Raw genomic sequence first — 19,672 nt, 5'->3', positions numbered from 1 at the left:
GTGCTGCGCCGCCTCGCCCATCTCGCGATCCGGGGCTACCAGCTCACCCTGTCGGGCCTCGCCGGCCGCCAATGCCGCCACTGGCCCTCCTGCTCGGCCTACACCGACGAGGCGATCCAGCGCCACGGGCTCTGGGCCGGGGGCTGGATGGGCCTGTCCCGGATCTGCCGCTGCGGCCCCTTCGGCACCCACGGCATCGACCTCGTGCCGGAGGCCCTGCCGCCGCGGGCCCGCCCCTGGACCCCCTGGGCCTACGGCCGCTGGCGCGGCGTCAACGCGCCCCCGTCGCCCTTCGCCTGCGAGGCGGTGGAGGAGGGGCCGGCCGTCACCCGACGCGCTGCCGGTGCCGGGTGAGCAGAGCATCCAGAAGCTCGGGGCGGCAGCGGAAATGAGTGGCGCGCAGACGCGCGACGGCCTCGGGCAGATCCATCAGGCCGCGGCCGCCCGCGAGTTCGATGAGGCCGAGCGTCCCGACGACCGCGAAGCCTTCGGCCCGGGCTGCCGCGACGCCGGCCCGATCGTCCATGATGATGAGGTCCGCGCAGAGGCTCCGTCCGAGGAGGATCGCCTCGCGTTCGCCTTCATCCAACGCCGGCAGGGCCGGCTCCTCGCCGACAGCCGCGTCCGGATGCACGCGGAGCCAGGGGGGCGCCGACGCGAGCCAGGCACGGACCATGTCGGGCGTTTCCGGCCGGTCGAGCTCCCGACGGACCGTCTCCGGCACGAGGACCGTGTCGAACAGGCTTGGCAGGATATCGATCCGGCCGATCAGGACGAGGTAGTTGAGCGGGCTCGTGTCGGCGACGACCGGCACCGCCTAAACTAAGCCGGCCCGCTCGAGGTCGCGCCGATCCTGCTCCAGGTCCTCGATTCCGTAATCGAGGAACACGCCGTGAGCCTTGAGGAAGCCGTCGAGGCCGTAGCGGGTCTCGATCCCGAGCATCCGGCGCAGTTCGGGCGCGGTCAGGCGGCCGGCCCTGAACTCTTCGAGGCCGAAGGCTTCGAGGGCACGCCGCGACAGTTGGCGCGCGTCGGATTCGGTCAGCTTCCGGGCGAGGTCGTCCGGGATCGGAAGAGTGATGTTCACGCCGTGCGCGCCGTTCCTTGTGGTGATGTCAGCATAGCACGGCGCCACGCCCCTGCGGAGGCTGCGCGACGGCGGAAACAGCGACCCTCTGCTTTTCCTGTCCCGCGAAATCGGTCTACACCCCCTCCGCCGCGCCACGCGCCGCCCATCACAACCCCCGCTTACCTGCCTCGTTCGCAGGAGTGAGCCAAGGAGACGCGACCCGATGCCCGTCCTGACCTTTCCCGATGGCAACACGCGCGCCTATGACGGCGCGGTGACCGGCCGCAGCGTCGTCGAGGGCATCGCCAAGTCGCTCGCCAAGCGCACCGTCGCCATGGCCCTCGATGGAGCCGTGCGCGACCTCGACGACAGCATCGAGGCCGACGCCCGGATCGAGTTCCTCGACCGAACCGATCCCCGCGCCCTGGAGCTGATCCGGCACGATTGCGCCCACGTCCTCGCCGAGGCCGTGCAGGCGCTCTGGCCGGAGACGCAGGTCACGATCGGCCCCGTCATCGAGAACGGCTTCTACTACGATTTCGCGCGGGCCGAGCCCTTCACGCCGGAGGACTTCCCGAAGATCGAGGCCAAGATGCGTGAGATCATCGCGCGCGACGCCCCCTTCACCAAGGAGGTCTGGACGCGCGACGACGTGCGCGCGCTCTTCGCCGACAGGGGCGAGGCCTTCAAGGTCGAGCTCGTCGACGCGATCCCGCCGGGCGAGGACCTGAAGGTCTACCGCCAGGGCGCGTGGTTCGACCTCTGCCGCGGCCCCCACATGACCTCGACCGGCAAGGTCGGGGCCGCCTTCAAGCTGATGAAGGTCGCGGGCGCCTACTGGCGGGGCGATTCGAACAACCCGATGCTGACGCGCATCTACGGCACCGCCTGGGCCTCGCAGGCCGATCTCGACGCCTACCTGCACCGGCTGGAGGAGGCCGAGCGGCGCGACCATCGCCGCCTGGGGCGCGAGATGGACCTGTTCCACTTCCAGGAGGAGGGGCCGGGCGTCGTCTTCTGGCACCCGAAGGGCTGGACGATCTTCCAGGAGCTGATCGCCTACATGCGCCGCCGCCTCAAGGGCGACTATTCGGAGGTGAACGCCCCCCAGATCCTCGACAAGGCGCTGTGGGAGACCTCGGGCCACTGGGGCTGGTACCGGGAGAACATGTTCGCGGCCCAATCCGCCGGCGAGGAGGCCGAGGACAAGCGCTGGTTCGCGCTCAAGCCCATGAACTGCCCGGGCCACGTGCAGATCTTCAAGCACGGCCTGAAATCCTACCGCGATCTGCCTCTGCGCATGGCGGAATTCGGCGTCGTGCACCGCTACGAGCCCTCCGGCGCCATGCACGGGCTGATGCGGGTGCGCGGCTTCACGCAGGACGACGCGCACATCTTCTGCACCGAGGACCAGCTCGCCGCCGAGTGCCTGAAGATCAACGACCTGATCCTCTCGACCTACGCGGATTTCGGCTTCGACGAGATCGTCGTGAAGCTCTCGACGCGCCCCGAGAAGCGGGTCGGCTCGGACGCGCTCTGGGACCACGCGGAAGCCGTGATGACGCGCGTCCTCGCCCAGATCGAGGAGCAGTCGGGCGGGCGCATCAGGACGTCGGTCAACCCGGGCGAGGGCGCCTTCTACGGGCCGAAATTCGAGTACGTGCTGCGCGACGCGATCGGCCGCGACTGGCAGTGCGGGACGACGCAGGTGGATTTCAACCTGCCCGAGCGGTTCGGCGCCTTCTACGTCGACGCCGACAGCCAGAAGAAGATTCCGGTGATGATCCACCGCGCCATCTGCGGCTCGATGGAGCGCTTCACCGGCATCCTGATCGAGCATTTCGCCGGCCATTTCCCGCTCTGGCTCGCGCCCGTGCAGGTGGTGGTCGCCACCATCACCGGCGAGGCCGACCCTTACGCGGCCGAGGTGGTGCGGGTGCTGGAGCGGGCGGGACTCCGGGTCGCGGCGGATCTGCGCAACGAGAAGATCAACTACAAGGTCCGCGAGCACTCGCTCGCCAAGGTGCCGGTGCTGCTGGCGCTCGGCCGGCGCGAGGCGGAGGAGCGCACGGTCTCGATCCGGCGCCTCGGCAGCCAGCAGACCCGCACCCTGCCCCTCGACGAGGCGCTGGCCGCGCTCGCCCGCGAGGCGACCTCGCCGGACCTCGCCCGGGCGGACGCCGTGGCCGAGACGCATCCGAGCACGGAGGCGGTGCTCGATTCCCACCATGGGGTGCAGCCGGCGCCGTAGAGCGAAGCGCTTGAGCCGAATATAGCGAAATGCTATATTCGGCTCGTCATGAGGGACATCACGTACAGCAGGGATGCCCTCAGGACGCTGCTGCGCCTGCCGGCGAACACCGCGGCCCTGATCCGATCGAAGATCGCGCTCTACGCCGCGGATTCCGGCGCGCTCGGCAACAACGTGAAGGCCTTGAAGGGGCAACCCGGCATCCGCCGGCTGCGCGTCGGCGACGGGCGCGTGATCCTGAGCGAGGACGGTGCCGTCGTCGCGATCATCCGGATCGCCGCGCGCGGAAATGCCTACGATTGAGGCTGCCGGGGCGGCGTTTCGCGCGGGCTAGGGAGGGTGGGCGCATGGGCGCGCAGGTGATCGTGAGTCCCTCGGGCGAACGCCTCGTGGTTCTGCCCGAGGCGGAGTACGCCGCCCTCGTCGAGGCCGCCGAGGACGCGGCCGACGGAGCCGCCGTCGAGACCTTCCGGCAGCGCCTCGCCCGGGGCGAGGAGGAGCTGGTGCCGGCTTCCGTGGTCGAACGCCTGCTCGCGGGCGAGAACCGCATCCGGGTCTGGCGCGAGCATCGCGGCCTCGGCGTCGGTGCCCTGGCGGAGCGGGCCGGGATCGCGCAGGCCTATCTCTCCCAGATCGAGGCGGGCCGGCGCGAGGGCCGGCTCGACACCCTGCGCCGGATCGCCGACGCCCTGTCGGTGACGCTCGACGATATCGCCGGCTGAGGGCCCGCCTCACCCCATCGCCCGGGCCAGCACCTCGAACACGCGCCGGTCGCCGCACTGGGCCACGTTGAAGCGCAGGCGGTCGGCGGCATCGCCCGAGGCGCTGAAGACGGGACCCGGCGCCAGCACCACGCCGGCCTGGAGCGCCCGCCGGGCCATCTCGGCCGCGTCGAGGCCGCCGGGCAGGCGGGCCCAGAGGAACATGCCCGCGGCCGGCACGTGCGGCACCGAGATCCCGAGCGCGGACAGCCGCTTCAGCGCCGCGCCCCGCGCCTCGGCGAGGCGGGCGCGCATCCCGTCGAGGTAGCGGCGGTAGGAGCCGTCGCTGAGGGTGCGGTGGACGAGGTCCGCCGCGAGGTTGCCGTTGCCGAGGCTCACCGCGAGCTTGAGGTCGACGAGCCGCTCGACCCAGTCCGGCCGCAGGGCGATCACGCCGGTCCGGGCCGCCGCCGACAGGGTCTTCGAGAAGCCGCCGATATGGATCACCCGCTCCAGCCCGTCGAAGCCGGCGAGCCGCGGGCCGGGCTCCGGCTCGAAATCGGCGTAGATGTCGTCCTCGACGATCAGGGTGTCGTGCGCCTCGGCGAGCTTGAGCACCCGGTGCACGGTGGCGGGGCCGACCGTGGCGCCCGTCGGATTGTGGAGGCCGGAATTCGTCAGGTAGAAGCGCGGCCGGTGCTCGGCGAGCGCGCGGGCGAGCGCCGTGAGGTCCGGCCCATTCGCCCCGAAGGGCACGCCGACGACGCGGACGCGGTGCGCCCGCAGCAGGGCGTGGAAGTTGAAGTAGCAGGGGTCGTCGACGAGCACGGCGTCGCCCGGCTCGACGAGGAAGCGGCAGATCAGGTCGAGGGCCTGGGTCGCCGAATCGGTCAGCACGAGCGCGTCCGGATGGGCCGGGATGCCCCGGTCGTTGAGCCGCCGGGCGACGAGCCCGCGCAAGCCCGCGTGCCCGAGCGGCGTGTCGTAGGAGGCGAGCCGATCGCCCGCGTCGCGGGCGAGCTGGCGCAGCGCCCGGCGCAGGCTCCCGTCCGGCATCCACTCGGCCGGCAGCCAGCCGCAGCCGGGCTTCAAGAGGGCGGGGCCGGTCTCCAGGGATTGCCGAGCGATCCAGAGCGGGTCCACCGCCCGGTCGAGCCGCGGCCCGATCGCCGCGAGGCTCAGGGGCTCGGGCCGGCCCGCGACGTAGAAGCCGGAGCCCGGCCGCGAGACGATGGCGCCTTCGGCACCCAGCCGCTCGTAGGCCTCCACGACGGTGGATTTCGAGACGCCCATCGTCTCGGCGAAGGCGCGGATCGAGGGCAGGCGGGCGCCCGGGCCGAGCACGCGGCCGGCGATCCGCCCCTCGATCGCCGCCATCACGGCGCCGACCCGGGTCCCGTCGATGTTCAGGCTTGCGTCCGCCATCCGTACTGCTCGCCATTCAGGACAGTTCGGTCCGATTGTACTGCTACCGTCCCTGTCGCGGAAGCCCGCGCCGACGCATCCTGCCCGAATGACGGTAAGGAGGCCGCGATGGCGGAGAGATGCTGCGACACGCCGCGGAGGCAAAGCCCGGAGGGGCGGGGCCTCGCGGGGAGGCTCAACGACCTCGCACTCGTGGCGGGCGCGCTCGGCCTCGCCCTGATCCTGATCCTTGTCGGCGCCTGAGCCCCTCCGGAGAGGGCGCACCCCTCACCCCGTCCCTCTCCCGAACGGGAGAGGGGGGCCGCGCACCCCGTCCTCTCCCGAACGGGAGAGGGGGCCCGCGCATCCCGTCCCTCTCCCGAACGGGAGAGGGGGCCCGCGCATCCTGCCCGATCCTACCCCCGGCCCCTCTCGCCAGGCCCCAAGAAGAATCCCCACTCCGATGTCCCAGAAGGCCACCACCCCTCGCACGGGCTCGCCCCGCGCCCTCGCGGACGGGCTGATCGGCGTCGCGATCTTCAGCGGCTCGCTGCCCGCGACCCGGCTCGCCATCGCCGATCTCGATCCCCTGTTCCTCACGGCCGCCCGCGCGGCGATCGCCGGAATCCTGGCCGCGGCGGCGCTCCTCCTGCTCCGGCAGAGCCGGCCCGGCCGCGCCGACCTCGCCGGCCTCGCCCTCGTCGCCCTCGGGGTGGTGATCGGCTTTCCCCTGCTCACCGCGCTGGCGCTGGCCCATGTCACGGCCGCGCATGCGGCGATCTTCGTCGGGCTGCTGCCGCTCGCCACCGCCCTGTTCGGCGCGTGGCGGGCGGGGGAGCGGCCGGCGCCGCTCTTCTGGCTGTTCTCCGGCCTCGGCAGCGCGGCCACGGTCGCCTTCGCGGCGAAGGGGGGTGCGGCGCCCTCCCTTGCCGGGGACGGGCTGATGCTCGCCGCGATCCTCGTCTGCGGCCTCGGCTACGCGGAGGGCGGGGTGCTGGCCCGGCGGCTCGGCGGCTGGCAGGTCATCGCCTGGGCCGCGCTCCTGTCGCTGCCCCTCACCCTGCCGCTGGCGCTGCTCTGGCGGCCCGCCGATCCCGGCGCGGTCGGGGCGCCGGCCTGGGCGGCGCTCGCCTACGTGGCGCTGTTCAGCATGCTGATCGGCTTCGTGTTTTGGTACCGGGCGCTGGCGCGGGGCGGCATCGCGGCGGTGAGCCAGCTGCAATTGCTGCAGCCCTTCCTCGGGCTCGGCCTCGCGGCCCTCCTCCTCGGCGAGGCGGTCGAGGAGCGGATGCTGGTCGCGGCCGCCGCGGTCGCCGCCTGCGTCGCGGGCGCCCGGCTCTTCGCCCGGCCCGGCGCGCCGCGCCTCAGGGACCGGCCCGGCGCGGCGCGCCTCAGGATTTGGCCAGAACCTCGACGTCCCGGTCCATCCCGCTCTCGACCTTGAACTCGCGGGTGTAGACCTGCCCGTCGTGGCGGGCGATCAGCACGTAGTCGCCCTCGGCGAGCGTGACCTGCGGGAAGGCGCCGATCGCCTCGCGGATCGTGTCGCCGCCCGGCGTCAGCACGCTGAAGGCGGTGCCGGCGAAGGCCTCGGCGCCCGCGCTCGCCACGAGCTTCAGGGTCACGGTGGCGGCCCGGTGGTTGAGGGTCGCGTCGGTGACGCGGCCGTTCTCGACCTTGAGGTCGGCCCGCTGGATCGCGTTCGATTCGCCGTAGGTCGAGACCACGTGGTAGGTGCCCTCGGGCAGGCGCAGCAGCTCGCCCGCCTTGACGCCGCTGCGCACGAGGCGCCCCTCCGAGTTCGTCCCGATCGGCACGAATACCGAGAAGGCGATCTGCCCCGGCGGGATCCGGGTGTCGCCGATGGCGCCGGAGAGCTTGAGCGCGCCCGCATTCACCCTGAGCCGCTCGGATTGCGGCTGGCCGGACATCACCACCTTCTTCGAGGCGCTGGCGAAGCCGTAGGTGACGGTGACGACGTAGGCGCCCGCCGGGAGGCGCAGGCTCGGCTCGGCCTCGCTCGAGCGGGCGACGATGGCCGGCTTCACGCCGTCGCTGCGGTCCTCGTAGACCCGCCAGGCGAGACCGGAGGCGAGCTTGCGCTCGCCGCCCCCGAGCACCGCCGAGAGCGCCAGCGCCGCCTCCTCGCCGCCGATCGACGGGCTCGGCAGGCCGGGCTCGGTGATCGAGGGGGAGGGCAGGTTCGGGCCGAGGCCGGGGCCGAACGGGCTCTGCGCCTGCGCAGGGACCGGCAGGAGCGCCGCCGCGACCGCGAGCCAGACCGTCCGACGCACCATTCCACCCACTCCCACATCCCGGGCCGGCCCGGGCACGCCGTCCGCGCCGATTGCCAAACGGCCGCGCGAAGGCCAGTTAGGGCTGCCTTGAACGCCGACCGTGGCGGCGTGATGGCCAGCCCGGACTCTCGCACGCCGCCGGCGCGGCCGTCGATGCCCCTGGCCGCCCCCCTTCACGCCCGTGATGAATGCCCATGCCCGAAACCTTGCCCGAAACCTTGCCCGAAACCTCGCCCGCAACCTTGGCCTTCCTCGGCGCCCGCCGCTCCGTCCCGCCGATCCGCCTCGAAGGGCCGGGACCGGACGCGGGGAGCCTCGACGCGATCCTGCGGATCGCCTCGCGGGTGCCCGACCACGGCAAGCTCGCACCCTGGCGCTTCATCGTCATCGAGGGGGAGGCGCGCGAGCGGATCGGCGCGGTGATCGAGGCGGCCTACCGGGCCGACCACCCGGAGGCGGAGGCCGACCGCCTCGCGCTGGAGCGCGGGCGCCTCGCCCAGGCCCCCCTCGTCGTCGCCGTGGTCTCCCGCGCCGGCCCCCACGCCAAGATCCCGGAATGGGAGCAGGTGCTCTCGGCGGGAGCGGCCACCATGAACCTCTGCCTCGCGGCCAACGCCTCGGGCTTCGCCACCGCCTGGCTCACCGAGTGGTACGCCTACGACCGACGGGTGCTCGACGCGCTCGGCCTCGACCCGCGCGAGCGCCTCGCCGGCTTCGTGCATGTCGGCCGCTCGACCGAGCGCCCGGCCGACCGGCCCCGGCCGGACCTCGCCGAGATCGTCACGCGGCTCTGAAGGGCGGCCGAACCCGGCGCGACGGAGCGTGAACCGAGCGGGGGAACCGGATGAACGAGGCTCGGACCGGGCTCGGGGCGGACGATCCCGCCCCCTTGATCGACGCGCGCATCGCCGCCCTCGGCGATTGGCGGGGCCCGCGGCTCGCCCGGATCCGGCACTGGATCCGGCAGGCCGACCCCGCGATCGCCGAGGCCGTGAAGTGGCGAAAGCCCTCGAACGCCATGCTGGGGGTGCCCGTCTGGGAGCGGGCCGGGCTCCTCTGCACCGGCGAGACCTACAAGACCTCCCTGAAGCTCACCTTCGCGAAGGGCGCCGCGCTCCCCGACCCGTCGGGCCTGTTCAATGCCGGCCTGGACGGCGGCACCCGGCGGGCCATCGACATCCGCGAGGCGGATGCGCTGGACGAGGCGGCCTTCACGGCCCTGATCCGCGCGGCCGTGGCGCTCAACCTGTCACGGGCGGGCGGCTAGGGCCGTCTTCCTCTCCGGCAACCGGCGCTTAACGGGGCGCGCGTAGCCTCCCCCACCACACAACCGGCCCACCGGCCGCCAGGATGGGATCACGGGATGGGGCAGGATCCGGTCTCCGCCGTGGCGCTCAGCCCGGACCCGCTCCGGGCGCGGCTGCACGCCGAGGCCGCGCGGCTCGCCCGGCTCGGCGCCTGGGAATGCGACCTCGCCACCGAGCGGCTGACCTGGACGGAGGGCGTCTACGACCTGTTCGGCCTGGGGGCGGGCGCGCCCCTGCGGCGGCCCGAGATCGTCGGGCTCTACGAGGAGGCCTCGCGGGGCGCGATGGAGCGCCTGCGCGCCGAGGCGATCCGGACGGGGCGGGGCTTCGTGCTCGACGCCCTGATCCGCCCGCGGCGGGGCGAGGAGCGCTGGATCCGGATCGGGGCCGAGCTCGCCCGCGACGCCGAGGGCCGCCCCGAGCGCCTCTACGGCTACAAGCAGGACGTCACCGCCGAGCGGGAGGCGCTGGAGCGGCTGCGGCACCGGGCCGAGCGCGACCACCTGACCGGGCTCGCCAACCGCGCGGCGTTCGACGCGCGCTGCCGGGCGGCGGCCGCGGGCCCGGATCGCGGCGTCGCCGGCCTCGTCCTGATCGACCTCGACCGCTTCAAGGCGATCAACGACGGGCTCGGCCACGCGGCCGGGGATGCCTGCCTGCGCGCCGCTTCGGAGCGGCTGCGCCACGCCTTCGCCGACGCCGCGCTCGTCGCGCGGATCGGCGGGGACGAGTTCGCCGTGCTGCTGCGCGCGCCGCTCGGCCGGCGCCGGATCCTGCGGATGCTCGCCCGCGCCTCCGCCGCCCTGTGCCGGCCCGTCCCCTGGAACGGGACGGCCCTCGCGGTCAGCGCCTCGATCGGGGCGCGGATCCTCGATCCGGGGCGGGACCGGGCGCCCGGCGCGGAGCTGTTCGCCGAGGCCGACGCCGCCCTCTACGCGGCCAAGGCCGCGGGCCGCAACGCGGTGCGGATCTTCGGCGAGGCCGAGATCCGCGCCGCCTCGGGCTGACGGCGGGCGCGCGGCGGCCTATCTGAGCGTCGGACGATCCCGCGACGCGGCGAGCCCATGCATTACGATTCCGAGACCCGCACCCTGCCGCACAACCCGCTGAAGGCGCTCGTGGCGCCGCGGCCGATCGGCTGGATCAGCGCCATGAGCCGCGAGGGCGCGCTCAACCTCGCGCCCTACTCGTTCTTCAACGCGGTGGCCGACGACATGGTGGCCTTCTCCTCCTCGGGCCGGAAGGACGCCATGACGTTCGCGGAGGAGGGGGGCGAGTTCGTCTGCAACCTCGCGAGCTTCGACCTGCGCGAGGCGGTCAACGCCACCTCGGCGCCGCTCCCCCGCGGCGAGAGCGAGTTCGCCTTCGCCGGGCTCGCCACCGCCCCGTCGCGCAAGGTGCGCCCGCCGCGGGTGGCGGCAGCACCCGCGGCGATCGAGTGCCGCTGGCTGCAGACCGTGCCGCTGGTGCCGCTCGGCGGGGGCGAGCCCGCGAACTTCCTGGTGATCGGGCAGGTCGTCTCGATCTACATCGACGACCGCTTCGTGGCGGAGGGCCGCGTCGACACCGGCGCCATGCGCCCGATCATGCGGGCCGGCTACTTCGACTATTTCACCGCGACACCCGAGACCCGCTTCGAGATGCGCCGGCCGAAGGGCGGGGGGTAGGGGACCCCGGCACGGCGCGCGGCGCCCCCTCTCCCGTTCGGGAGAGGGCCGGGGTGAGGGGTGCGGCTTCCCCGGACAACCCTGAACCCCTCACCCGGTCGGCTGGCGCCGACTCGACCTCTCCCGAACGGGAGAGGTGCGACCGAACCGGGACCTGTCTCCGTGCGCCGCATTCAATCTTCCTTTACCATGACGGCAACAGGATCAGGCTCCTAGGGGAGCGCGTTCCGGCTCCTTCGCGCCGCGCCCGCCAGACTTCCGGCGCGCCCCGATCGGGTCCTCATGTTCCTGTTCACCACCCCCCCGGCCAGCACCCGCGAGACCGCCCCGGCGCCCGCGACGGCTGCGCGGGGCGCCGGATCCGCCGAGGTCGTGGCGGCGATCCGCGACGGAGCGCAGAGCACCGGCGTCGGCTTCGACTACCTGCTCGCCACGGCCCAGCGGGAATCCGCCCTCGACCCCTCGGCCAAGGCCGGCACCTCGACGGCGACCGGGCTGTTCCAGTTCATCGAGCAGACCTGGCTCGGAGTGATGAAGAATGCGGGGCCCGGCCTCGGCCTCGGGACCTATGCCGACGCCATCACGGCCAAGTCCGACGGCACCTACACGGTGGCCGACGGGCAGGCGCGCCAGGCCATCCTCGACCTGCGGCGCGACCCGAAGGTCGCCGCCACGCTCGCCGGCGCGCTGACGCAGAAGAACCGCGAGGCGCTCGGCAGCGCGCTCGGCCGCGAGCCGACCTCGGGCGACCTCTACGCCGCCCACGTCCTCGGCGCCCGGGGCGCGGCGACGCTGATCGGCAACGCCCACACCTTCCCGGCGCGGGCCGCCGCCCTCGACCTGCCGGAGGCGGCCGCCGCCAACCGGGGCCTGTTCTACGACCGGACGGGCCGGGCGCGCAGTTCCTCCGAGCTCTACGCCGTGCTCGCCTCGGGGCCTGCCGCGGCCCAGGGCACCGCGGCGCAGGCCGCCGCGAAGGCGCCGGCCGCCAGCGACCTCACCGCCCTGCCGCAGGGGGCCACCGCCTACGCCTCCCTCGACGGCGGGGGCCTGCGCAGCCTGTTCCAGACCGACCGGCGCCAGGGCGCGATCTCGGAGGGCGTCGCCCGGCTCTGGCAGGAGCGGGCGGGGGGAGACCCGGAGCGCAAGGCCCCGACCTACTTCCCGCGCTCCGATGCGGGCGCCGACGCGATGATCGCGAACAACGCGGGCGGGTCCCGAGAGGTGATCGCATCGGTGCCCGCCGAGATCGCGATCACGGGCACGATCCCGGGGGCGATTCCCGGCGCGATCACCGTGCCGCTGCCGCCGCGCCGGCCGGCCGAATTCTCCGGCCCGGCTGCCGGCCAAGCCACTGCCCAAGCCGCCGCCAAGCCGCGGGCGAAGCCCCCCCTCGACCTCTCCCTGTTCATGATCCGGAGCGGCCCATGATGATCCGCCAGTTCCTGGCCTGGACGCAGCACGATTCCGCCGGCCGCCGGGCCGAGGCCGCCTCGGCGCTGGCCCGGGCCTACCTCTACGGCAATCTCGGCCCCGACGCGGCCTGGGAGGCCAAGACCGCGATCCTGGCCCTCCTCGACGACGCCTCCCCCCTGGTCCGCCGGGCGCTGGCCGAGGCCTGCGCCGCCTCGGCACGGGCGCCGCGCCCCCTCGTGGTGACGCTCGCCGCCGACCAGCCCGAGATCGCCGCCCTCGTCCTCGCCCGCTCGCCCATCCTCACCGACGCCGACCTCGTCGACGCCGCCGCCATGGGCTGCGAGGCGGTCCGCTGCGTCATCGCCGGCCGCCACCACCTCACCCACGCGGTGGCGGGGGCGCTGGCCGAGATCGGCGGCCCGGAGACGCTCGCCCGGCTCGCCGCCAACCCCACCGCCCGGATCACCACCGGCCGGCTGCTGCGCATGGTCGCCCGCCACGGCGACGACGCCACCCTCCGGGAGGCGCTGCTCGCCCGGGCCGACCTGCCGCTCGAGGTCCGCCACGCGGTGGCGGGGCGGCTCGCCGAGACGCTGTCCGGCTTCGTCACGGCCTGCGGCTGGCTCTCGCCGGAGCGGGGCGAGCGGATGACCCGGGAGGCCCGCGAGCGCGCGCTGCTCGAACTCTGCGCCGGCGCGGGCGCGGCGGCCCTCGCCCGCGTCGTCCAGCACCTGCGCGCCAGCGGCCAGCTCAATGCCGGTCTCGTCCTGCGCGCCGTCCTGTCCGGTCAGATGGCCTTCGCGGAGACCGCGCTCGCCGACCTCGCCGGGCTCGACCGGGCCCGCGTGGCGGGCCTCGTGCGCAGCGCCCGGGGCTATGGCGGCCTCCATCTCCGGGCCGGGCTGCCGGAGGCCCTGCTGCCCGCCTTCTCCGCCGCCCTCTCGGCGTGGCGCGAGGCGGAGACGGGGGCGACCTCCCTGAGCGGGGCCGGCCTGTCCCGCCGCATGATCGAGCGGGCGCTGACCGCCTGCGAGGACATGCCCTTCTCCGAGATGCAGGCCGTCACGGCGCTGCTCGCCCGCTACGAGGCCGAGGCCGCCCGCGACGAGGCCCGCGCGGTCGCCCGCGCCATCGCCGAGCAGGCCGAGGCCCGCGAGGCGTCCCGCCTGGAAGCCGCCCGCGTCGAGGCGGAATGGCAGGAGGCCCAAGCCAGGGTGTCGGAAGCCAGGGTATCGGAAGCCGGTGTGTCGGAAACCAGGGCGACGCACGCCGAGGCGGTGGACCCCGCCGCCATCCCCCCGCTGCCCGAGCCGGCCCGCGTGTCGGCCGACACGATCGAGATCCGCGCCGCCGCCCTCGGGGCGGAGCCCATCGCGGCCGCGTCCGGGGACGACCTCAGTCCCGCCGAGGCGGCTTCGGCGGCCGCGCTGCCCGAGGCGGTCAGCGCCATCCTCGACGCCCTGCCCGACGCCATCCTGTCGAGCTTCCGCGAGGAGCAGGCCCGCACGGCGGAGGCCCGCGACCGCGAGACGGCCGAGGCCGCGGCGGAGGCCGTGCTGGAGACGATCCCCGCCGCCCTCATCGCGAGCTACCGCGAGGACCGCGCGCGGATGAAGCTCGCGGCCTGAGGGAGGCCCTCAGCCGAACTGCTCGCGCAGGATGCGCTCGTCGAGGCTGTGGCCGGGATCGTGCAGGAGGACGAGGTCGGTGGCCTGGTCGAGCCAAGTCTCCACCGTGCAGACCCGGCGGAACTCGGTGTGGTCGGCCACCGCCGCGACGGGACGGTGCTCGGCATCCAGCACCTCGACGCGGATGCGGGCGTAGTTCGGCAGGAGCGCCCCGCTCCAGCGCCGGGGGCGGAAGGCGGAGATCGGCGTCAGCGCCAGGAGCTGGGCGTCGAGGGGCAGGATCGGCCCGCCGACCGAGAGGTTGTAGGCGGTCGAGCCGGCCGGCGTCGCCACCAGCACCCCGTCGGCGATCAGCTCCGGCAGGCGCACCTGGCCGTCCACGGCGATCTTCAGCTTGGCCGTCTGGTGCGTCTGGCGCAACATCGAGACCTCGTTGATCGCCCGCGCCTGGTGGCTGCGCCCCTCGGTGTCCCGCGTCTCCATCAGGAGCGGATGGATCACGCTGCGCTCGGCCCGCTCCAGCCGCTCCAGGAGGCCGTCCTCCCGGAACTCGTTCATCAGGAAGCCGACCGTGCCCCGGTTCATGCCGTAGATCGGCTTGGCCGAATCCATGAAGCGGTGCAGCACCTGCAGGGTCAGGCCGTCGCCGCCGAGCGCCACCACGACGTCGGCATCCTCCGGCGTCACGTGGTCGTAGCGCCGCATCAGGGCCGCGGCGGCGGCCCGCGCATCGGGCGTGGGGCTCGCGACGAAGGCGATGCGGTGGAAACGCCGCGACATGCCGATCACCATTCGCCCGGTTGACGCAGGAGCCCGGCGCGCGCCTCATCGCGGCACCAATGCGGGAGAGCCATAGCATGGAGCGTGCGCACCTCGTCTACTCCACCTTCCCCGATGCCGAGACGGCGCTCCGGGTCGGCGAGGAGCTGGTGCGCGCCCGCCTCGCCGCCTGCGTGAACGTGATCCCGGGGATGCGCTCGGTCTACGCCTGGAAGGGCGCGGTGGAGCGGGGCGAGGAGGCCGTCGCCGTCCTGAAGACCCGCAGCGGCCTCCGGGACGCGTTGGCCGAGGCCCTGAAGGCGCGCCATCCCTACGAGACGCCGATCGTCCTGCATCTCGAGGTGGCGGAGGCCGATTCCGGGACGCTGGCCTGGATCCTCGGGGAGACCGGGCTGGCCGCGGGCTGAGCGCCTCAGGTCGGCGCGCCCCATTGCACGGGCACGAGTTCGTAGCCCTCGCCGCTCCTCGCGACGTGTCCCGTGGCCGGGAAGGGCGCGTGGTAGAAGGCGACCTGCACCCGGTCCGCGGCCGCGCGGTCGAGCAGGCGATGCCGGGTGGCGCGGGCCTGATCGGCATCCATGTCGAACACCGCCGACCAGTCGGGATGGCGCACGAACAGCGCCGGGTGGTTCGTCACGTCCGACATCAGCATCAGGCGGCCGGGGCCGGATTCGAGCAGGAAGACCGTGTGGCCCGGCGTGTGGCCCGGGGCGGGCAGGGCGGTGAGGCCGGGGCGGATCTCCTTGTCCCACGCGTACTGCGTCATCCGCGGGCCGCCGGGGCCGAAGATCCGGGTCACCGCCTGGACGTTCGGGCGCAGGCGCTCGGGCGCGCGGGCGGCCATGCCCTCGTCCATCCAGAAGGCCCATTCGGGCGTGGGCACCAGCACCTCGGCGTTGGGGTAGGTGAGGCTGCCGTCCTTGAGGCGCAGGCCGAGCACGTGGTCGAGGTGGAAGTGGCTCATCACCACGGTGTCGATCGAGGCCCGGTCGATCCCCGCCGCCGCGAGGCCCCGCAGCGTGCCCCCCGTCCCGGGCGGCCCGTTATCGGCAAATCCGGTGTCGACGAGGATGCGGTGGCCCCCGGCCTCGATCAGGAGCGTCGTGAAGGTGATGTCGAGCCGGTCCGGCGGCATGAAGGCCCGCGCCATCGCGGCCCGCACCGCCTCGACCGGCGCGTTGGGGATGAAGGTCGCATCGAGCGGGCGCGCGAGCGTGCCCTCGTGGAGCGCCGTCACCGTGGCCTCGCCGAGCTGGTAGCGATAGACGCCGGGGATCGTGCCGGCCTCCTGGGCGGGGGCGGCCGCGGGGGCGGCGCCCGCGCCGGAGCCGGCGAGGAGCAGGGGCGCGGCCCCCAGGACGGTGCGGCGGTCGATCGGCATGGCGCGGTCCTTCGGGCGTGCGGCAGCGGAGCCTGAGCTATCGCGGGCGGGCACGGGATCAAGGTCGGGGCAGGGACCGCCCCGGCGCGGGAGGCCGGCGCCGAAGGCTCACGGCGCGCCCCCGATCGTGTAGCGGCGCCCCTTCCAAGATGCCGCCCCGGCGCGCTCCCGCCGCAGGAGCACGTTCCACTGGATGGCGAGCGCGACCAGCACGGCGGCCGGGTGCAGCGGGATCGTCGCCATGGGCTCGTGCGCGATCAGCGTGATCGCCGCGCGGGTGGCGAGGGACACGACGAGGGCGGCGAGGGCGACGGCGAGCACCGTGCCGGGCACGAGGCCGACGAGGCCCGCCAGAACGAGGAGCCAGGGCAGCACCTGCCCGCCGAACAGGAGCAGGGTCCAGACGGGCAGGGCGCGGGGCGTCGCCATGCCCTCGTGCGCGTTCTTCGAGAAGCCGGCCCAGGCCTCCACGAAGCCCCGGTACATCCGGCAGGTGGCGAGCGCGTGGCCGGCTACGATATCGGTGCGGTGGCCGGCCCGCCGGAGCAGGCGGGGCAGCGTCACGCCGTCGTGCAGGCTCCAGCGGATGGCGCCGTGCCCGCCCGCCGACAGGTAGGCCGCGCGCGCGACGAGGACGAGCTGGCCGCAGGCCGCGCCGAGGGCGGGGCGGAGCGAGGCGCGCATCATCGCCACCGGGAGGTAGCCGACGAGCAGGAAGTTGATCATGGGCACGGTCAGCCGCTCGCCGAGGCTCTCCATGCGCTGGCGCGGCACGCCGCTGACGAGCGCCGAGCCCGTGGCCCGCGCCTGCGCGGCGAGCGCCGCCGCGGCGTCGGGCTCCAGGCGCACGTCGGCGTCGATGAAGAGGAGGTGCTCGCCCCGGGCCCGTTCGGCGAGGTGCGCGCAGGCGTGGTTCTTGCCGGTCCAGCCCTCGGGCAGGGCGGGAACGGGCAGGAGGCGCAGGCGCGGATCGCCCGCCGCGATGGCCTGCACCAGCGCGGCGGTGCCGTCGGTCGAGTGGTCGTCGCCGACGAGAACCTCGACGGGCACCTCCGTGCTCGCGAGCGCCGCCCGCACGGTCTGCTCGATATTGCCCTCCTCGTTGCGGGCGGGGATCAGGATCGAGACGAGACCAGTTCCCGCCTCGGGATCCGGCGTGCGCAGGAGGGTGAGGTTCGCCGCCGCGAGGGCTGCCGGGAGCAGCGCGAGGGCGAGGGCGACCAGAGCGAGCGCGAGCATCATGGGCGTTTCGCCTCGCCGGCCGCCCGGTGGGCCGCGTCGAAGCGGCGCCCGGCCATCAGCGCCCTGAGGCGGCGCCAGGAATCGTAGACGCCGCCGACGCCCTTGGCACCGGAGACGAGGCCGACGAAGCGCCCGGGCTCGCGGGCGATCACGTCGGCGCTCAGGCGGTCGAGGGTCGCGCCGAGATCGGCCTCGAGCCGGGCGAGGCGCGCGGGCCGAGGCAGGGCGAGGAGGTCGGCGGCCGGGATCGGCGTCCCGAAGGCCGCGAAGGCCTCGGCCCCCCGCTCCTCCCAGAAGGCGTATTCGAGGGCGAGCGGCAGGACGAGGGCGTCGGGCGCGATCTCGGGCAGGCGCGCCACGCCGGGACGGAGGCCGAGCGGCCGGGCCCGGACATCGGCGAAGCGCCCCTGCGCCGTGATCCACAGCATCCGCCCGGGCCGGCCGAGGATGGCCCGGGAGGCACGGAGGAATTGCGCGGCGCCGCGGCGCGAGTCGAGATCGACGCCGAAGGCGCCCATGCGGCGGAAGACGGCGTAGCGCTCCAGCGCATCCGCATCGAACGGGGCGTGGTGGATGCGCCCCGGGAAGAGGCGGGCGCCCAGCAGGATCAGGGTGACCGCGTCCCACCAAGCGGGATGGTTGCAGTAGACGACGATCGGGCCGGGATGCGCCGCGCCGTCCGGCCGCCCCCAGCGGGCAAGGCGGACGGCGTTGAGGTGACGGCGCAGGAACCGGTCGAAATACGCGACCATGAACCGCCACAGGAGCGGTGAGACCGGCCCCGGCTCGGGGACGCCGCGGCGCGCGGGCTTCCAGGACTCGTTCGACGCGTCGGGCACGCTCTCGCCTCGGGGCTTTCCGCCGCCCTCCGGGTCAACCGGCCGGGGGCGGGCGGGTTCACGGACGGCTCAGGCGGATTTCCGGACCTCGCCGCGGGCATCCGCGTCGTGCGCGTCGGCGGCGATCCAGCCCGACATCATCACCATGGGCATGCCCGGCCCCGGATGGGCCGCGCCGCCGGCGAGATAGAGGCCGCGCACCTGCCGCGAGCGGTTGCCGGGCTTGAAGGCGCCCATCACCCGGCCGTGGCTGGCGAGCCCGTAGATCGCGCCGTTCAGGACCTTGTAGCGCTCGTGGATGTCCTGGGGTGTGAGGTGGCGCTCGACCACGATCCGCTCCTCCAGGTCCGGCATGTGCGCGGTGCGTTTGAGCTTGTCGAGGATGGTGCGGCGGTAGGCCGGGAACATCTTCGACCAGTCGTGGTGCGGCCGCAGGTAGGGCGTGTGCACGAGGACGTAGAGCGCCTCGCCGCCGTCGGGCGCCACCGAGGGATCGGTGGAGGAGGGGGCCGCGAGGTAGGCGGTCGGGTCGGGGGCGGGCTCGCCCTTGTTGTAGATGAAGTCGAACTCCTCCTCGGGGTCGCGGGAGAAGACGAAATCGTGGTGGTTCAGGTGCTCGTAGCGCTTGTTCAGGCCGAGATAGAGCACCACGCCCGAGCAGGCGGGCTCGAAGCCCTTCTTCTCGTAGGATCGGCCGACCTCGCCGCCGACGAGTTCCCGGTAGGTGCGCACCGAATCCATGTTCGAGATCACGGCGTCGAAGGGGGCGTGGCCCTCCTCGGTGCGGAGGCCCGTGACGGCCCCGTTCTCGACGGCGAGCCCCGTCACCTCGGTGGCGGGCTTCAGCGTCGCGCCGAGCTCGCCCGCGAGCTTGGCCAGCGCCTCGGCCACCGCGCGGGTGCCGCCCATCGGGTACCAGACGCCTTCGGCCGTCTGCATGTGGGCGATGGCGCAGAGGACGGCCGGCGCACCGTAGGGCGAGGAGCCGACATATTGCACGAAATGGTCGAGCATCTGGGCGAGGCGCGCGTCCTTCACCTTGCCGCGGATGGTGCTCGCGACCGAGGCGTGCATGCGAAGGCTCAGAACGTCGCGCAGGGTGCCCGGGTTGAGGTTCGCCCGGAGGTTGATCGTGTCGAACAGGTCCTCCACCGGCTTCCAGAAGAAGAACCGGTTCGAGACGTCGTGCAGATGCTCGGAGATGCCGATGAAGCGCTTGTAGCCCTCGCCGGCGCCGGCGCCCGGCACGAAGCGGTCCATGTCGGCGGCCATCCGCTCGACGTCCTGCATCAGGTCGATGCGGGTGCCGTCGTCGAAGAAGCAGCGCCATTGCGGGTCGAGGCGGCGCAGGTCGAGATAGTCGTGCAGGTTGCGGCCGGCCTCGGCGAAGATGCGCTCCAGCACGCGGGGCACGGTGAGGATGGTCGGCCCCATGTCGAACCGGAACCCGCCCTCGTGCAGCACCGCGGCCTTGCCGCCGAGCCAGTCGTTCTTGTCGTAGAGGGTGACGCGGTGGCCGCGGGCGGCGCTCACGCAGGCGGCGGCGAGCCCGCCGAGACCCGAGCCGATGACGGCGACCGAGGAACCGGACTTCATGTCGTTGTCACTCCCCGGGACACGGCGTGGGCCGCGTCCCCGTTGCAAAGCTAGTCGGAGGGCGGGATCGGTCAACGCGGTGGCGGGTCGCGCA

Annotated in this window: 22 protein-coding genes; 13 read left to right on the top strand and 9 right to left on the bottom strand. The window is 73.9% G+C overall.

Annotated features, from left to right (window positions below):
• Entirely contained in the window at positions 1–354 is a 354-nt protein-coding gene (gene yidD, locus E1J50_RS06160; RefSeq protein WP_132251460.1) for a membrane protein insertion efficiency factor YidD, read from the top strand.
• Here the strand turns inward: yidD and E1J50_RS06155 are convergent.
• Complete coding sequence (locus tag E1J50_RS06155) at positions 326–814, bottom strand: PIN domain-containing protein (protein ID WP_132251458.1); 489 nt, start codon at positions 812–814, stop codon at positions 326–328. The two genes, yidD and E1J50_RS06155, sit on opposite strands and share 29 nt — an antisense overlap.
• Positions 815–817: 3 nt before the next feature.
• Complete coding sequence (locus E1J50_RS06150) at positions 818–1,087, bottom strand: UPF0175 family protein (RefSeq protein ID WP_132251455.1); 270 nt, start codon at positions 1,085–1,087, stop codon at positions 818–820.
• 205 nt (positions 1,088–1,292) lie between these two features.
• Here E1J50_RS06150 and thrS point away from each other — a divergent pair, with 205 nt between their 5' ends.
• From thrS to E1J50_RS06135, 3 genes are read left to right on the top strand one after another with little or no spacing between them, the layout of a single operon-like run.
• Positions 1,293–3,320, top strand: coding sequence for a threonine--tRNA ligase (gene thrS / locus E1J50_RS06145; protein WP_132251453.1), 2,028 nt, complete (start codon positions 1,293–1,295; stop codon positions 3,318–3,320).
• A 48-nt stretch (positions 3,321–3,368) separates the two neighbouring features.
• Positions 3,369–3,623 carry a type II toxin-antitoxin system RelE family toxin gene (locus E1J50_RS06140; protein ID WP_132251451.1) on the top strand — a complete coding sequence of 85 codons (255 nt, stop codon included), beginning with the start codon at positions 3,369–3,371 and terminating at the stop codon, positions 3,621–3,623.
• 44 nt (positions 3,624–3,667) lie between these two features.
• Positions 3,668–4,042 (top strand): helix-turn-helix domain-containing protein, encoded by a 375-nt coding sequence (locus tag E1J50_RS06135; protein WP_132251449.1) that lies wholly within the window; start codon positions 3,668–3,670, stop codon positions 4,040–4,042.
• Between the two features lie 9 nt (positions 4,043–4,051).
• Here E1J50_RS06135 and E1J50_RS06130 read toward each other — a convergent pair whose 3' ends face one another.
• Positions 4,052–5,446, bottom strand: coding sequence for an aminotransferase-like domain-containing protein (locus E1J50_RS06130; protein ID WP_132251447.1), 1,395 nt, complete (start codon positions 5,444–5,446; stop codon positions 4,052–4,054).
• Positions 5,447–5,554: 108 nt separating this feature from the next.
• On the opposite strand from E1J50_RS06130, the gene E1J50_RS28315 reads away from it, so the two are divergent.
• Positions 5,555–5,689: a hypothetical protein gene (locus tag E1J50_RS28315; RefSeq protein WP_281024547.1), complete on the top strand. Its 135-nt coding sequence runs from the start codon at positions 5,555–5,557 to the stop codon at positions 5,687–5,689.
• Between the two features lie 199 nt (positions 5,690–5,888).
• Entirely contained in the window at positions 5,889–6,869 is a 981-nt protein-coding gene (locus E1J50_RS06125) for a DMT family transporter (RefSeq protein ID WP_132251445.1), read from the top strand.
• Here E1J50_RS06125 and E1J50_RS06120 read toward each other — a convergent pair.
• On the bottom strand, positions 6,817–7,722 hold the full coding sequence (locus E1J50_RS06120; protein ID WP_132251443.1) for a hypothetical protein: 906 nt from the start codon (positions 7,720–7,722) through the stop codon (positions 6,817–6,819). The genes E1J50_RS06125 and E1J50_RS06120 overlap by 53 nt on opposite strands.
• A 194-nt stretch (positions 7,723–7,916) precedes the next feature.
• On the opposite strand from E1J50_RS06120, the gene E1J50_RS06115 reads away from it, so the two are divergent.
• The 6 genes from E1J50_RS06115 to E1J50_RS06090 all read left to right on the top strand — a co-directional run bounded on the left by E1J50_RS06115 (position 7,917) and on the right by E1J50_RS06090 (position 13,740).
• On the top strand, positions 7,917–8,516 hold the full coding sequence (locus tag E1J50_RS06115) for a nitroreductase family protein (protein ID WP_132251441.1): 600 nt from the start codon (positions 7,917–7,919) through the stop codon (positions 8,514–8,516).
• A gap of 50 nt (positions 8,517–8,566) precedes the next feature.
• Positions 8,567–8,989: a DUF1801 domain-containing protein gene (locus tag E1J50_RS06110; RefSeq protein WP_132251439.1), complete on the top strand. Its 423-nt coding sequence runs from the start codon at positions 8,567–8,569 to the stop codon at positions 8,987–8,989.
• 96 nt (positions 8,990–9,085) lie between these two features.
• Positions 9,086–10,036: a diguanylate cyclase domain-containing protein gene (locus tag E1J50_RS06105; RefSeq protein WP_132251437.1), complete on the top strand. Its 951-nt coding sequence runs from the start codon at positions 9,086–9,088 to the stop codon at positions 10,034–10,036.
• A gap of 57 nt (positions 10,037–10,093) precedes the next feature.
• Complete coding sequence (locus E1J50_RS06100) at positions 10,094–10,696, top strand: flavin reductase family protein (RefSeq protein WP_132251435.1); 603 nt, start codon at positions 10,094–10,096, stop codon at positions 10,694–10,696.
• 282 nt (positions 10,697–10,978) lie between these two features.
• Positions 10,979–12,127: a lytic transglycosylase domain-containing protein gene (locus E1J50_RS06095; RefSeq protein WP_132251433.1), complete on the top strand. Its 1,149-nt coding sequence runs from the start codon at positions 10,979–10,981 to the stop codon at positions 12,125–12,127.
• Complete coding sequence (locus tag E1J50_RS06090; protein WP_132251431.1) at positions 12,124–13,740, top strand: DUF2336 domain-containing protein; 1,617 nt, start codon at positions 12,124–12,126, stop codon at positions 13,738–13,740. Before E1J50_RS06095 ends, E1J50_RS06090 begins: the two co-directional genes overlap by 4 nt.
• 9 nt (positions 13,741–13,749) lie before the next feature.
• Here E1J50_RS06090 and E1J50_RS06085 read toward each other — a convergent pair whose 3' ends face one another.
• Entirely contained in the window at positions 13,750–14,520 is a 771-nt protein-coding gene (locus E1J50_RS06085; RefSeq protein WP_132251429.1) for an NAD kinase, read from the bottom strand.
• 77 nt (positions 14,521–14,597) lie between these two features.
• Here E1J50_RS06085 and cutA point away from each other — a divergent pair, with 77 nt between their 5' ends.
• Positions 14,598–14,927: a divalent-cation tolerance protein CutA gene (cutA, locus tag E1J50_RS06080; RefSeq protein ID WP_132251427.1), complete on the top strand. Its 330-nt coding sequence runs from the start codon at positions 14,598–14,600 to the stop codon at positions 14,925–14,927.
• 5 nt (positions 14,928–14,932) lie between these two features.
• Here cutA and E1J50_RS06075 read toward each other — a convergent pair whose 3' ends face one another.
• The 4 genes from E1J50_RS06075 to E1J50_RS06060 all read right to left on the bottom strand — a co-directional run bounded on the left by E1J50_RS06075 (position 14,933) and on the right by E1J50_RS06060 (position 19,578).
• Entirely contained in the window at positions 14,933–15,901 is a 969-nt protein-coding gene (locus E1J50_RS06075) for an MBL fold metallo-hydrolase (RefSeq protein WP_132251425.1), read from the bottom strand.
• A gap of 108 nt (positions 15,902–16,009) precedes the next feature.
• Positions 16,010–17,143 carry a glycosyltransferase family 2 protein gene (locus E1J50_RS06070; RefSeq protein ID WP_207919155.1) on the bottom strand — a complete coding sequence of 378 codons (1,134 nt, stop codon included), beginning with the start codon at positions 17,141–17,143 and terminating at the stop codon, positions 16,010–16,012.
• Positions 17,140–17,895 (bottom strand): lysophospholipid acyltransferase family protein, encoded by a 756-nt coding sequence (locus tag E1J50_RS06065; RefSeq protein ID WP_132251506.1) that lies wholly within the window; start codon positions 17,893–17,895, stop codon positions 17,140–17,142. Before E1J50_RS06065 ends, E1J50_RS06070 begins: the two co-directional genes overlap by 4 nt.
• 156 nt (positions 17,896–18,051) lie before the next feature.
• Positions 18,052–19,578 (bottom strand): phytoene desaturase family protein, encoded by a 1,527-nt coding sequence (locus tag E1J50_RS06060; protein WP_132251423.1) that lies wholly within the window; start codon positions 19,576–19,578, stop codon positions 18,052–18,054.
• Positions 19,579–19,672 lie beyond the last annotated feature (94 nt).

Source organism: Methylobacterium segetis (genome assembly GCF_004348265.1).
GTDB classification, from domain to species: domain Bacteria; phylum Pseudomonadota; class Alphaproteobacteria; order Rhizobiales; family Beijerinckiaceae; genus Methylobacterium; species Methylobacterium segetis.
The sequence above is the reverse complement of the archived record's forward strand: the minus strand, read 5'-3'. Positions and strand labels throughout refer to the sequence as shown.